12 protein-coding genes are annotated in these 13,983 nt (G+C 54.5%); 4 read left to right on the top strand and 8 right to left on the bottom strand.

What is annotated here, in order from left to right; all coding sequences use genetic code 11:
• Positions 1–257: 257 nt before the first annotated feature.
• A complete protein-coding gene (locus M2433_RS13135) occupies positions 258–1,553 on the top strand; it encodes an MFS transporter (protein WP_429053823.1) in 1,296 nt (431 codons plus the stop codon).
• On the opposite strand, the gene M2433_RS13130 is transcribed toward M2433_RS13135, so the two are convergent.
• From M2433_RS13130 to trxC, 5 genes are all read right to left on the bottom strand, one after another.
• Positions 1,550–1,873, bottom strand: coding sequence for a YfiM family lipoprotein (locus M2433_RS13130; protein ID WP_134347624.1), 324 nt, complete (start codon positions 1,871–1,873; stop codon positions 1,550–1,552). The two genes, M2433_RS13135 and M2433_RS13130, sit on opposite strands and share 4 nt — an antisense overlap.
• A gap of 45 nt (positions 1,874–1,918) precedes the next feature.
• Positions 1,919–3,274 (bottom strand): CDP-diacylglycerol--serine O-phosphatidyltransferase, encoded by a 1,356-nt coding sequence (gene pssA / locus M2433_RS13125; protein ID WP_429054659.1) that lies wholly within the window; start codon positions 3,272–3,274, stop codon positions 1,919–1,921.
• 110 nt (positions 3,275–3,384) lie between these two features.
• Entirely contained in the window at positions 3,385–6,048 is a 2,664-nt protein-coding gene (locus M2433_RS13120) for a bifunctional acetate--CoA ligase family protein/GNAT family N-acetyltransferase (protein WP_429053826.1), read from the bottom strand.
• Positions 6,049–6,083: 35 nt separating this feature from the next.
• Positions 6,084–6,782, bottom strand: coding sequence for a tRNA-uridine aminocarboxypropyltransferase (gene tapT, locus M2433_RS13115; RefSeq protein ID WP_429053829.1), 699 nt, complete (start codon positions 6,780–6,782; stop codon positions 6,084–6,086).
• A 70-nt stretch (positions 6,783–6,852) separates the two neighbouring features.
• The gene (trxC, locus tag M2433_RS13110; RefSeq protein WP_047346793.1) at positions 6,853–7,272 is read right to left on the bottom strand and encodes a thioredoxin TrxC; all 420 of its coding nucleotides are present in this window, start codon (positions 7,270–7,272) and stop codon (positions 6,853–6,855) included.
• A 204-nt stretch (positions 7,273–7,476) separates the two neighbouring features.
• Between trxC and M2433_RS13105 the strand changes: the two genes are divergently transcribed.
• A complete protein-coding gene (locus M2433_RS13105; RefSeq protein WP_429053832.1) occupies positions 7,477–8,607 on the top strand; it encodes a tRNA/rRNA methyltransferase in 1,131 nt (376 codons plus the stop codon).
• A 47-nt stretch (positions 8,608–8,654) separates the two neighbouring features.
• Here M2433_RS13105 and ung read toward each other — a convergent pair whose 3' ends face one another.
• Positions 8,655–9,344, bottom strand: coding sequence for a uracil-DNA glycosylase (gene ung, locus M2433_RS13100; RefSeq protein ID WP_047346791.1), 690 nt, complete (start codon positions 9,342–9,344; stop codon positions 8,655–8,657).
• A 314-nt stretch (positions 9,345–9,658) separates the two neighbouring features.
• Here ung and grcA point away from each other — a divergent pair, with 314 nt between their 5' ends.
• Positions 9,659–10,042 (top strand): autonomous glycyl radical cofactor GrcA, encoded by a 384-nt coding sequence (gene grcA / locus M2433_RS13095; RefSeq protein WP_008502190.1) that lies wholly within the window; start codon positions 9,659–9,661, stop codon positions 10,040–10,042.
• 49 nt (positions 10,043–10,091) lie between these two features.
• Here the strand turns inward: grcA and srmB are convergent, their stop codons facing one another.
• Positions 10,092–11,420, bottom strand: coding sequence for an ATP-dependent RNA helicase SrmB (gene srmB, locus M2433_RS13090; protein ID WP_047346790.1), 1,329 nt, complete (start codon positions 11,418–11,420; stop codon positions 10,092–10,094).
• A 132-nt stretch (positions 11,421–11,552) separates the two neighbouring features.
• On the opposite strand from srmB, the gene trmN reads away from it, so the two are divergent.
• The gene (gene trmN, locus M2433_RS13085; protein WP_429053835.1) at positions 11,553–12,290 is read left to right on the top strand and encodes a tRNA(1)(Val) (adenine(37)-N(6))-methyltransferase TrmN; all 738 of its coding nucleotides are present in this window, start codon (positions 11,553–11,555) and stop codon (positions 12,288–12,290) included.
• Here trmN and nadB read toward each other — a convergent pair.
• A complete protein-coding gene (gene nadB / locus M2433_RS13080; protein WP_429053837.1) occupies positions 12,275–13,894 on the bottom strand; it encodes an L-aspartate oxidase in 1,620 nt (539 codons plus the stop codon). The genes trmN and nadB overlap by 16 nt on opposite strands.
• Positions 13,895–13,983 lie beyond the last annotated feature (89 nt).

Genomic DNA, 13,983 nt, shown 5'->3' with positions numbered 1-13,983 from the left:
CGATGGTAGTGTGGGGTCTCCCCATGTGAGAGTAGGGAACTGCCAGGCATCAATTAGAAGAACCCCGTACCGTAAGGTGCGGGGTTTTTTGCTTTGCGCTTCCCCAATCTGGCCTTTCTCTTAATCCCTTATCCTGCTAATGGAATATGTGATCGCTGTCTCAATGTTGTTTATAACAAAATTATAACATTTCATTTACGAGGTAATTGAGTCTGCTGGCTAAATACGCCGCAGTTTATGGCAGGAGCATAATCACAATGACAGAAAGCATTACATCAAACGGGACGCTGGCTAACAGTGATACCCGAAGAAGGGTATGGGCAATCGTCAGCGCCTCTTCAGGGAATCTGGTTGAATGGTTCGACTTTTACGTCTACTCATTCTGTTCACTCTACTTCGCACATATCTTCTTTCCCTCAGGCAACACCACGACGCAACTTCTTCAAACGGCAGGGGTATTTGCTGCAGGATTCTTGATGCGACCCATCGGGGGTTGGTTGTTCGGCCGCATTGCGGATCGTCGCGGGCGTAAGGCCTCTATGCTGATCTCGGTTTGTATGATGTGCTTTGGCTCTCTGGTGATCGCCTGCTTGCCGGGATATGAATCGATTGGCACCTGGGCACCCGCGCTACTTTTACTTGCCCGCTTATTCCAGGGATTATCAGTGGGCGGGGAATACGGTACCAGCGCGACTTACATGAGTGAGATTGCGCTGGAAGGGCGTAAAGGCTTTTACGCCTCTTTCCAGTACGTCACGCTTATTGGTGGTCAGTTGATGGCCATTCTTGTGGTGGTGATCCTGCAGCAGATCCTGACAAATGAACAACTTCATGCCTGGGGATGGCGGATCCCTTTCGCGATGGGAGCTGTGCTGGCGATCGTCGCGCTTTGGCTACGCCGTCAGCTGGATGAAACCTCTCAGAAAGAGGTCCGGACGCTGAAGGAAGCGGGAACATTCAAAGGGTTATGGCGTAACCGTAAAGCTTTCCTGATGGTGCTGGGCTTCACTGCAGGTGGCTCTCTCAGTTTCTATACTTTCACTACCTATATGCAAAAGTACCTGGTGAACACCACCGGAATGCACGCCAACGTCGCCAGCGTTGTTATGACCGTGGCGCTATTTGTCTTTATGCTCATACAGCCGATCGTCGGTGCGCTCTCGGACAAAATTGGCCGACGTACCTCAATGCTTATTTTTGGCGGATTGTCTGCGCTCTGTACCGTGCCTATTTTGACTGCGCTTCAGCATGTCTCTTCACCGTATGCAGCATTTGCGCTGGTCATGCTGGCGATGGTGATTGTCAGTTTCTATACCTCGATTAGCGGGATACTGAAGGCCGAAATGTTTCCGGCGCAGGTACGTGCTTTAGGCGTCGGGCTCTCTTATGCGGTAGCCAACGCGTTGTTTGGCGGATCGGCGGAGTACGTTGCGTTGTCTCTTAAATCATGGGGAAGTGAAACGACATTCTTCTGGTACGTGACGGTAATGGGAGCCCTTGCTTTCATTGTCTCTCTGATGCTGCATCGCAAGGGTAAAGGTATTCGCCTTTAGTAATGTGCCATCTGCCACACGGCATAGCCGGTCGTTGCGCCGGCGACATCCCAGGCAAAATCTTTCCAGCTCCAGCCGCTCCCTGCGGGGCGGCTATCCCACAGTTCTTTTGATGCCCCGAGACCGACTGAGAACATCAACCCTATAGCCGCGCTACGGTCCCGGCTATACCCCTGATGCTGCGCATATTCATTACCGGCTGCGGACAACATCGCGGAGGCGAGGAAATGTTGTGCTTTATCCTGTCCGGACCAGCTGTCGTTGGCCATATGGCTACAGCCACTCAGAAAGAGGACGCTCAGTAATAAAGGAATGCGCATTAACGGGCTCCATAAAAAAGCCCTGCGGTTGACAGGGCCTGGATATTACAGAATACGGCTGATAAGTCGATCGATACGGATACGACGCAAGCGGCGAATAAGCTTGCGGACTTTCACCGGATAATCGGCAATGCTCTGCAATTCACGATAATGATTCACCACGGTTGTATGCGTGCGAATCAGTTCCAGCTCACGCTCACGCTGTGCGGCTAACTTATGCTGCGGGTCGTGGATCAGGATAGCGTTTTCCAGATCCAGTCGCCAGGCGCGTGGGTTGAGGTTGTTACCGGTCAATAACATCCACTCATCGTCGACCCACATGCCTTTCAGATGATAGGTGTTGTCTTCATCTTTCCAGAGACGCACAACCAGCTGGTCAGTGTTTACGTAATACTGTAAACGGCTCAGGAAACGACGCAGGTTAATCTCATAAAGATAAGGCAGCGCCCCGATGATTTTGAACGGCTGATCTTCAGGAATGTAGAAGTCGTTTGCCGTTTTATCACCGACGATGATTTCCACTTTTTTACCGTCGCGCAGTAGCTGGATGATATTACGCACCAGCACGGCCGGAAGGTTGAAGTACGGCGTACAGATGGTGAGTTTCTGCTCCGCGCACGGCATCAGATGGAAGATTGTTTTGTTCAGCTGGCTTGATTTGCCGAGCCCTACCAGCGGGGTAACGGATAACTCTTCGTTGTTCGCATCGCCCTGGAAATGATAGACCGCATCGCGCAGCTCCTGGCGAAAGGCGCGAACATCGTTTTTGATCTCCGGGCTTTTCGGACGCTCGGGATCGTCAAGGCGATTAACGCCACGGCCATGTACCAGATTTTTATCAACCCAGTTAAACATGATATCGGCCATCTGTGGATTACGGATCAGATGGTAACGGTCGTAGCGATATTTATCGAGCTGATGCAGGTAAACATCATTCAGACTTGCGCCGCTGTAAAGCACGCTGTCATCAATGATAAAGCCCTTGAAATGAAGGACACCGAGCGCTTCACGTGTATTAACAGGTACGCCATAAACAGGCACATCAACGCCAGGGTTTTCCTGCGCCGTGCGGCAATACCAGTCAGCATTGGTGTTTGAAGCGGCAGCGCCGATACGGCCACGCTGAGCGCGATGCCAGTCTACCAGCACGCGAACATCCAGTTCCGGACGCTGACGTTTGGCTTCATAGAGTGCGTTCAGGATCGCGCGCCCGCCTTCATCTTGTTCAAGATACAGAGCCACAATGCAAATGCGTCGCGTGGCGCTGGCAATCTTTTCCAGAAGCGTCTCCCGAAAATGAGCGGGAGCGTAAAAGAACTCTACATCATCAACTGACTGAGAAATCTTCGGTAGTTGAGCAAGGTGTTGTTGATGTTTATTACGCTTAAATTTTGACAACATCACAGTGCGTTTCTTCTCTGTTCATTGAAGGGTTGTCTGTACCATGCAAACAACATAAGCGGACAATGATACCACCAGTCCCGTCCAAAGTGGGTAACATTTCCAGTAGCTTACTTGTGTTTGTCTGCCGATGTCAGACTAAGAGACAAGGCAACAATACCTTCGTCCAGCTGAATATCAACCTCAAATCCAAGTTTTCGCGCCAGGGTCACCATACCGCGATTGTTAGGCATAGTAATGCCATTGAGACGTAACAATCCGTGATCTCGCGTATAACTGATGAGTTTTTCCAGCAGCCGTCTTCCCAGGCCCAAACCTTTAAGATCGGAGCGTACCAGTACGGCAAATTCCGCATCGACGTTATCCGGGTCAGAAATAGCACGCGTGACGCCCAGGATCTCATCCCCCTTATCGGAGCGACGAACGGCAACAAACGCCATTTCTCGATCGTAGTCGATCTGGGTCATATTAGCTAAATCATCGTGGGTAAATTCGTTGATTTCGCTAAAATAGCGATAATAGAGATCTTCTTTCGTGACCTGAGAGATAAAGGCCCGCAGCTGAGGTTCATCCTCCGGCAGAATAGGGCGGAACAAGGCGCGTTCCCCATTTTTCAACTCAACCCATTCTTCCAGCTGCAGAGGATATGGCCGGATCGCCAGACGGCTCTCTCTGTCACCTTCGAATGGCGCGATATCCAGCGTCACGTCCAGCGCCGTAAACTCGCTGCCGGAGGCGAGAAGCGGATGAATATCCAGCCGCTGGATCTCTGCACAATCCACAATCAGGTTAGACACCTGCACCAGAAACTGACTTAACCCGGCAATATCGAGCGGACGCAGCGCACTTCGGCCTCGGATCTTTTTGCTTTTAATCGCCTGAATGATCAGATAACGCGCCAGATTCATGTTCAGCGGCGGTAATGCTACCACGGCTTGTTCTTCAGGACGCCATTCCACACCGCCTTCTCCCAGCATGATGAGGGGGCCAAACACCGGATCGTGTTCGACCACAACCCGTAACTCCTGAGCCCCTGCGCGGTTAGCCATGCTTTGCACCAGCAGTCCGTGGATCCTTGCCTGCGGCCAGGCCATTTTGACGCGGTCGAAGATGGCATCTGCGGCCTGCTGAACCTCTGTCGCCGTGCGCAGATATAACATGACCCCCTGAACATCAGACTTATGCGGGATATCCGGTGAACGCAGCTTCAGGGCAACCGGGTAGCCAATTTGCTCGGCAATATGCACGGCCTCGGCGCTGTCGCTGGCGATCCAGGTCGGAAGAGTTTGCATTCCGTAGCTACCCAGAATGGGTTGAACTTCATGCGTATCAAGCGTCGTCGCGCCCTCTTCGATAGCCTGCTGCAACAGCCGGTGAACGTCGACGGTGTTCGCCGTGAGATTACCGGGCAACGCCGGCGTTTCACGTAGCTGTTTCTGGTTGCGGCGATATTCAACCATATGCATAAACGCGGTGATGGTGCCTTCCGGCGTGCGGTAGGTTGGTAGCCCGGCTTCGCTGAACAAGCGTCGCGCCTCCTGAGAGGAAAACTCACCGCACCAGTTGGTCAGCAGGGTGACGTATTTGCCTCGCGGATGATTACGCACGGCATCAATAAGCGCGCGCGCGCTTTCACTCCCGGGTGCTACCGCGCTGGGGGAGTGGATAATCATCAGCGCATCGAAATCCTGGCTATCCAGCAAAATGGAGATAGCACGGATATAGCGCTCGCTGCTGGCGTCATCGCGCAAATCAAGCGGATTACCGGGCGTAACGCTTGCCGGAAGCGCTTCTCTCAGACGCTGCAGCGTCTCTTCACTCAGCGTTGCCAGCTTGCCGAAGCGCCGCCACAGCTCGTCCAGCGCAAGTGCGGCAGGGGCGGCGCCATTGCTGACAATCATTAACTTCTCGCCGCGCAGCGGGCGCATATGGCTTAACGTCTCAACGGCGGAAAAAAGCTCGTGCGTATCCTGTACCCGCAGCAACCCCGCGCGCTGAATGGCAGCATCCCAGGCCGGATCCATACCGGAATGCGAATGCAGCAGACGCTGTGCCGCAGGGCTGCGCCCGCTTTTGATCACCAGGATCGGCTTATTGCGCGAAGCGCTTCGCGAAGCCGACACAAAACGGCGGGCGTCGCTGAGGTGCTCAAGATAAAGCAGGATCGCACTGGTTTTGCCATCACGCGCCAGAAAATCCAGCAGTTCATCAACGTCGATATCCAGGCTGTCGCCCAGGGCAATGAAGTAGGAGAATCCCATTTCACGCTGCTGCGCCCAGTCAAGAATGGTGTTTGATACCGCAGCCGACTGCGAAATAAAAGCGAGCTTGCCTTTGCGGATTGGGACCGGGGAGAAACTGGCATTCAGCCCCTGCCAGGGGGCGAGCAGGCCCAGACTGTTTGGTCCCAGGATGCGCATTTGATAGCGGCTGGCGCAGGCCAGAAGCTCGGCTTTCTGCTCAGGCGGAGAGGAAAGAATAATGCAGGTTTTACACCCTTTCTTGCCGAGTGACTCCAGCAGTTCCGGATTACGCTTCGCGTTAGTACAAAGTACGGCAAGATCCGGCACGAAAGGCAGGCTTTGTACATCAGGCCATGCAAGCACTCCCTGAACGGCCTTATAAGCCGGCGTGACGGGCATGACGGGGCCATTAAATCCTCCGGCCAGCAGGTTACGCATCATCAGATAGCCAGCGCGATCCGGTTTCATTGATGCGCCGATCACGGCAATGGATTTAGGACGAAGTAGCGCTTCTAACCCTCGCTGGCTCATGCAGGCCTCCTGTGAATGCAAGCGACCTGATGATTTTAAACGCTTTCTGGCTCTGTTGCTGTGACACCGCCCTTATGAACGGTTTTTCCTGCCAGATAGCGCTCGCGAAAACATGAGAAATGGTTGCCCAGAGCGGCTGCCGCAGCGGTATCTCCCGCCAGATCCAAAAGCGCAATGGCCACCTCGGCGGTGCAGTACTGCCCGTCAGCATGCGCTTCGCGCAGGCGGTAAGCGGAAACGCGGGAAAGGTCGACAGATATCACCGGCAGGGCGTCGAGGTAAGGGCTTTTGCGAAACATTTTGCGCGCTTCGGTCCAGGTGCCGTCCAGCATAATAAACAGCGGCGGTTTACCGGATGGCGGCGCCGAAAGCACCTGACGATCTGCGCCCGCATAAGAGGCCGGGAAAACGACCATTGGCTGATATTCCGGGCTTGCCACCAGGTCGAGCAGGGCCTGAGGCGGTTCGGTACGGGACCACTGAAACGCAACGGTATCCGGCAGAATATCGGCGATAAGACGCCCCGTATTGCTGGGCTTCATCGGTTCGGTATCGAACATGACCAGACAAAAACGGCTTTCTGCCGTACTTGGGACCAGCGTCTCGCACAGGCAAACCTTCAGCGGTAGCAGGCAGCGCTGACAGCGACGAATACGATTGCCGCGGGCAAGAAAGGGGCGAGTCGCGCGCGCAAGGCGTTCGGCGCGTAATTGAAGAACGGCGTTATCAGTCATGGGCGAAATGCAGGAAAAACGCTATTTTCGCAGAGGCGGGAGCGGGGCACAAGATGTGCCCCTGGGATTGTTACAGTGATTCGTTTAACCAGCTATCGAACGGGGCTTTCGGAACCGCACCGTTGAGCATGTCGACCATTTCACCGTTTTTGAAGATCATAATGGTCGGAATACTGCGGATCTGAAAACGCGCGCTGAGCTCGCGCTCCGCCTCGGTATTGACCTTCACGAAGCGCATCTTACCGCTGCGCTCTTCGGCCACATCCTCAAAGATCGGCGCGAAGTTTCGGCACGGGCCGCACCATGGCGCCCAGAAATCGATCACGACAGGAAGATCGTCCTTGAGGAGTTTGTCCAGCGTAGCACCCGTCGCGTTAATGACATCGCCATCAAACAATTCATGGCCACAACGTCCGCATTTCGCACCATCTTCAATCCGATCGTCCGGAATGCGATTAAGAGCCTGACAGTTGGCACATACGGTATTCATAACTAACCTCTGATAGAGCCGTGGGACAGCGGCAGTATGCCGATAATGTTTCTAATATGTTACACATTATCAATGAGCCTGTTTGAAACAACAATGCGTTTTATTCAATGAGAACAATAGTCACAGGCTTTTGTACGAAATTATGGCTATGCGCTGGCACATCGGGTAATCTGCGCGCTTCGCGCAGCGCTGGTGGAGAAAAGCATGAACGACGAAATGAAAAACAAAAGCGGCAAGGTCAAAGTGATGTATGTCCGCAGTGATGATGACTCTGATAAACGCACCCAAAATCCGCGTACCGGAAAAGGTGGCGGGCGTCCGGCGTCTTCTCGTGCAGACGGTGGCCGTCGCCCCGCCCGCGATGACAGAAACAACCGCAGTGATGACCGCAAACGTGACGATCGCAAACGCGATGACCGTCCGCGTTCCGACCGCCCGCGTAGTGACCGTCCACGCGACGATCGTCCGCGTGATGACTTCTCACGTGATAACGCTTCCCCGTGGCGCACCGTTTCTCGCGCGCCTGGTGATGAGACGCCGGAAAAAGCCGATCACGGCGGTATCAGCGGTAAAAGCTTTATCGACCCGGAAGTGCTGCGCCGTCAGCGCGCGGAAGAGACCCGCGTGTATGGCGAGAACGCCTGCCAGGCGCTGTTCCTGAGCCGTCCTGAGTGTATCGTCCGCGCCTGGTTTATCCAGAGCGTGACCCCGCGCTTTAAAGAAGCGCTGCGCTGGATGGCGGCAAACCGTAAAGCCTACCACGTGGTTGATGATGCCGAGCTGACCAAAGCGTCTGGCACCGAGCACCACGGCGGCGTTTGCTTCCTGATCAAAAAACGTAACGGCACGACCGTGCAGCAGTGGGTCAGCCAGGCGGATGCCGATGACTGCGTGCTGGCGCTGGAAGATGTGGGCAATCCGCATAACCTGGGCGCAATGATGCGCAGCTGCGCGCACTTTGGCGTGAAAGGCGTGCTGTTGCAGGATGCCGCGCTGCTGGAATCCGGCGCCGCGATCCGTACTGCGGAAGGTGGAGCCGAGCACGTACAGCCGATCACCGGCGACAGCGTTCTGGATGCCCTTGAGCAGTTCCGTAAAGCGGGCTATTCCATCGTGACCACTTCGAGCCACGCCGGTACGCCGCTGTTTAAAGCGACACTGCCGCGTAAAATGGTTCTGGTGCTGGGTCAGGAGCGCGATGGTCTGTCTGACGCGGCGCTCTCCAGTGCAGATCTGAGCGTCTCTATCGACGGGACGGGCAATGTGGAAAGTCTGAACGTTTCCGTTGCGACCGGCGTGCTGCTGGCCGAATGGTGGCGTCAGAACAAAGCGTAAGCCTTTATGCTTTTGTATGCCCGGCGAACCGGGCATACAAACTCAAACTACTCGCTCTCTGCCGGTAACACTGGCATCCAGTCAATTGGCGTTTCGCCACGTTTTTCCAGCCACTCATTCGCCAGAACAAAATGATTACTGCCAAAGAAACCGCGATGTGCAGACAGCGGCGACGGGTGCGGTGCTTTCAGGACATGATGACGCTGACGGTCGATGATCGCCCCTTTCTTCTGCGCATGCGACCCCCACAGTAAAAACACGACCCCTTCACGATGCTCATTAATAAGGCTGATGACTTTATCGGTAAACGTCTCCCAGCCCAGGCTGGCGTGCGAATGCGCCTGGCCTGCCCGTACGGTGAGCACCGTATTCAATAACAGCACGCCCTGGCGCGCCCAGCTTTCCAGATAGCCGTGAGTGGGGCGGGTAAACCCGGGTACGGTTCCCTCAAGCTCTTTATACATATTGAGCAGGGAAGGCGGGATAGCCACGCCCGGACGCACGGAAAAGGCCAGTCCATGTGCTTGCCCTGGGCCGTGATAGGGATCCTGACCCAGAATGACCACCTTTACGTCGCTCAGTTCGGTGTAGCGGAATGCGTTAAACACATCTTTCTGCGGCGGATAAATTGTCTGTCCGGACTGACGTTCAGCGGCAACGGTGCTGAGCGTATTGATGAAATAAGGCTGCTGCTTTTCTTCTGCCAGCACGTCATGCCAGGTTAAAGGTGTCGTCATCTCGCTCTCCTGCGAATCTCAATCTGTGACTAGCTTAACCGTTAAATTCCCGGGCGCAAAATTACAGGCGGAAAATGCGCGTAAGTCACTCAATTTATGTTGAAATTATGCAGGTTGAATTGAATTGGTTAGGTTTTGAAATTGATCTGGAACAATAAATTCAGACCACACACTTTGTGTGGTTGGTGTTTTTGTTGATTTAAATCAATAAATCGCGGTGGTGTGAATGATATATATACACACAAGAAAAAATGGTTTTACCAATTGGCCGCGAGAGGCCGACATCAGTTAATGTAGCCTAAGGGAGGCAACACATGATTACAGGTATCCAGATTACTAAAGCTGCAAATGACGATCTGCTCAACTCTTTCTGGCTGCTGGACAGCGAGAAAAACGAAGCGCGCTGCGTCGTAGCGAAAGCGGGTTTTGCGGAAGATGAAATCGTGCCGGTAAGCAAACTGGGCGAGATCGAGTACCGTGAAATTCCAATGGAAGTGAAACCGGAAGTGCGCGTGGAAGGTGGTCAGCACCTGAACGTTAACGTACTGCGCCGTGAAACGCTGATGGATGCGGTTGAGCACCCAGAGAAATATCCACAGCTGACCATTCGCGTGTCCGGCTATGCAGTTCGCTTCAACTCTCTCACCCCAGAGCAGCAGCGCGACGTTATTGCGCGTACCTTTACTGAAAGCCTGTAACGGCTTCAGACAGGGGGGAATAAAAAGCCGGGATTTTCCCGGCTTTTTTTTACTCTTCAGATTTCGTCTCTGGTGCGGCAGAGCTTGGCTTACGGCGCTTACCAATATTTTTGGTGTCGCGGTGGCGCTGCTTCACGCGCGGTTTCTCTTTTTCTTTCTCTTTTCTCTCAGCACGTTTCGCGAGCGCTTTCTTGGACGGTTTACCCGTCATTTTTTCGCTTGGCGCGCGCGTGGTCGGGCGGAGCTCGTCAATAACGCGCGCTTTCAGCGGCTCATCAACGTAGCGACCAATTTTCTGCAGCAGCAGGTAGTCATGCGCTTCGACCAGTGAAATCGCAATACCTTTACGGCCCGCGCGGCCGGTACGGCCAATACGGTGCAGATAGGTGTCTCCGCTACGCGGCATATCGAAGTTAATGACGTGGCTAACGTCCGGGATGTCGATCCCGCGCGCGGCTACGTCTGTCGCAACCAGTACGTTAACGCGGCCATCGGTCAGGCGCTTAATGCCTTCGGTACGCTTGATCTGCGCCATCTCGCCTTCAAGATAGCAGTTGTTTATTCCGGCGTTACGCAGCATCTCAGCCAGTTCGTGCACGCGCTCGCGCTTACGCACGAACACGATTGTACGCAGAGCATCTTCCTGCTTCAGCAGGTGCTTGAGCAATTCAACCTTGTGCTCAAGATTGTCCGCGCGGTAGTACCACTGGTGAATCTTCTTACGCTCGCGCGTGGACGGCGTGGCAGACACTTCAACCGGATCTTCCAGCAGACGCTCTGCGAAATCTTTAATCGCTTCCCCTTCGAGGGTGGCAGAGAACAGCATCGTCTGATTACGCCAGCGCGTTTCACCCGCAATATGCTCGATATCCTGTGCGAAGCCCATGTCCAGCATGCGGTCGGCTTCGTCAAGAATCAGGGTTTCAACCGCGCGGCAGTCAAAGTTCTCTTCTTTAATGTACTGCAGCAGACGGCCCGTCGTTGCAACGACGATGTCCTGGTTTTCGCTGAACACTTCGGCGTGGTTCATATACGCAACGCCGCCGGTGATGGTGGCGATATCAAGATGAGTATTCGCCGCGAGTTCACGCGCGTGATCGGCAACCTGCATTGCCAGTTCGCGCGTAGGCGTCAGGATTAAAATACGCGGCGGGCCAGATTTTTTGCGTGGGAAGTCGAGCAGATGCTGCAACACAGGCAGCAAATAGGCTGCTGTCTTCCCCGTGCCGGTTGGCGCAGAACCGAGCACATCGCGGCCCTCAAGCGCAGGCGGAATGGCCGCTGCCTGAATGGCGGTCGGGCGTGTAAAGCCTTTGCTCTCAAGTGCATTGAGCAGGCTTTCATCGAGTTCAAGTTCGGAAAAAGTCGTTACAGTCATGTTCTACCTCTGTGTGGGGCGCTGATTATAGACGTTACGGCTGTAATCTTCATCTGTTTGTATGGATATCGCTTTTCGGCCACTTCGCTTTCCCCTATGCTACTCCAGTTTCACTTAGAAGGTTGCCCTGACATGTCTCAACTCAAAGCGCAGCTGCGCCGCGATGGTTTTACGTTTAAACAGTTCTTTGTCGCTCACGATCGCTGTGCCATGAAGGTCGGTACAGACGGTATTTTACTGGGAGCATGGGCGCCTGTCGCAGGCGCTAAGCGTATTCTTGATATCGGTACCGGCAGCGGGCTGGTGGCGCTGATGCTGGCGCAGCGTACGGAAGAACATGTCACCATTGATGCCGTTGAACTGGATGCGCAGGCCGCGGAGCAGGCGAGTGAAAATGTGGTCGAATCTCCTTGGGCTGCCCGAATGAGAGTGGAATGCGCAGATGTACTGGCCTGGGCGCCTGAACAAACCGCGCGTTACGATCTGATCGTCAGCAACCCTCCCTACTACGAGCCCGGCGTTGAGTGCGGCTCACCTGAGCGGGAGCAGGCGCGTTATACCAGCTCTCTCGATCATAAAGCCTTGCTCACCAGTGCGGCAGAACTGATCTCCGAAGAGGGGTTTTTCTGCGTGGTTCTGCCGGAGAGTACGGGTAACACGTTCATCGGTTTCGCGCAGGAGATCGGCTGGACGTTACGTCTGCGTACCGATATTTCGGATACGGAAGGACGACTGCCGCACCGCGTGCTGCTGGCGCTCTCGCCAAAAGAGGGTGAATGCTTTAATGACCGAATGGTTATCCGTGGGCCAGACCAGCGTTATTCCGAAGATTACACAGCCCTGACCCAGGCGTTTTATCTGTTTATGTAAACCTGCGGAGCGAGTATCGACGGGCCGGACTCAGCAAGCTGATCCGGGTAGTCGAGGGTATAGTGCAACCCGCGGCTCTCTTTACGCATCATCGCGCAGCGAACAATCAGCTCGGCAACCTGCACCAGGTTGCGCAGCTCCAGCAGATTATTGGAAACCCGGAAGTTGGCGTAATATTCATCAATTTCCTGCTGCAGCATGGTGATGCGGCGCAATGCGCGTTCAAGACGTTTCGTGGTGCGCACAATCCCTACGTAATCCCACATAAACAGCCGTAGCTCATGCCAGTTGTGCTGGATCACGACCAGCTCGTCCGGGTTATCCACGCGGCTTTCATCCCATGCAGGCAGGCGCTCTGTCTCACGGGCGTAAGGCATGCGTTTCGCGATGTCTTCCGCTGCAGACCAGCCGTAGACCAGACATTCAAGCAGTGAGTTTGAGGCCATACGGTTCGCGCCGTGAAGCCCGGTATAGCTGACCTCACCAATAGCATACAGACCATCGACATCGGTACGCCCATTATCGTCAACCATTACGCCACCGCAGGTATAGTGGGCGGCTGGCACAATGGGCACCGGATCGCGGGTTAAATCGATGCCCAGATTGAGCAGCTTTTCGTAAATCATCGGGAAATGCTGGCGAATGAACGCTGCGGGCTTATGGCTGATATCGAGATACATGCAGTCCACGCCAAGGCGTTTCATTTCATGGTCGATGGCGCGAGCGACAATATCACGAGGGGCCAGTTCGCCCCGGGCGTCAAAGTCCGGCATAAAGCGAGAGCCATCAGGACGTTTCAGATAGGCGCCTTCACCGCGCAGGGCTTCCGTCAGCAGGAAGTTGCGCGCCTGAGGGTGGAACAAGGCGGTTGGGTGAAACTGATTAAATTCGAGATTCGCCACCCGGCAGCCGGCGCGCCAGGCCATCGCGATACCGTCTCCGGAGGCAATGTCCGGATTAGTGGTGTACTGATACACCTTGGAGGCTCCGCCTGTAGCCAGCACCACAGCCTTTGCCTGACAGGTTTCAACCTTCTCTTTATTCCGGTTCCAGACCCAGGCGCCCACCACGCGACGCGTGCCGGGCAGGCCAATCTTGTCGGAGATAATCAGGTCAACGGCATTACTTCGCTCGAGAACCCGAATGTTAGGATGGTTCAACGCTTTACTGACCAGTGTGGTTTCCACTTCTTTGCCGGTCGCATCCGCAGCGTGCAAAATGCGGCGGTGGCTGTGGCCGCCTTCGCGAGTCAGGTGGTAGCTCTCTTCACCGTTGGGTAGAACCTGCGTATCAAACAGTACGCCCTGGTCGATGAGCCACTGAACGCAATGACGAGCGTTGCTGGCGACAAACTCCGCAGCGTGCGGATCCACGATCCCGGCCCCGGCAATCAGCGTATCTTCAACGTGGGATGCAATACTGTCTGTCTCATCAAACACGGCGGCAATGCCGCCCTGAGCATAAAACGTAGAACCTTCACTTATCGGCCCTTTACTCAGAACGATAACGTTTTGATGTTCGGCCAGGCGCAACGCCAGAGAGAGACCGGCAGCGCCGCTGCCGATGATCAGTACATCACAATGGAGTTCAGGTGTTGTGTTCATGATTGTTGTTTAATTTACTAAACAGTGTTGAGGCAGAATAGCACCCGGATGCGATTTATCGCACGTTTTTTTTAAAGGTTGTTGCAATG

Source organism: Enterobacter sp. AC1 (assembly GCF_050434705.1).
GTDB lineage: Bacteria > Pseudomonadota > Gammaproteobacteria > Enterobacterales > Enterobacteriaceae > Enterobacter > Enterobacter cloacae_L.
This window is presented reverse-complemented; position numbering and strand designations above follow the sequence as displayed.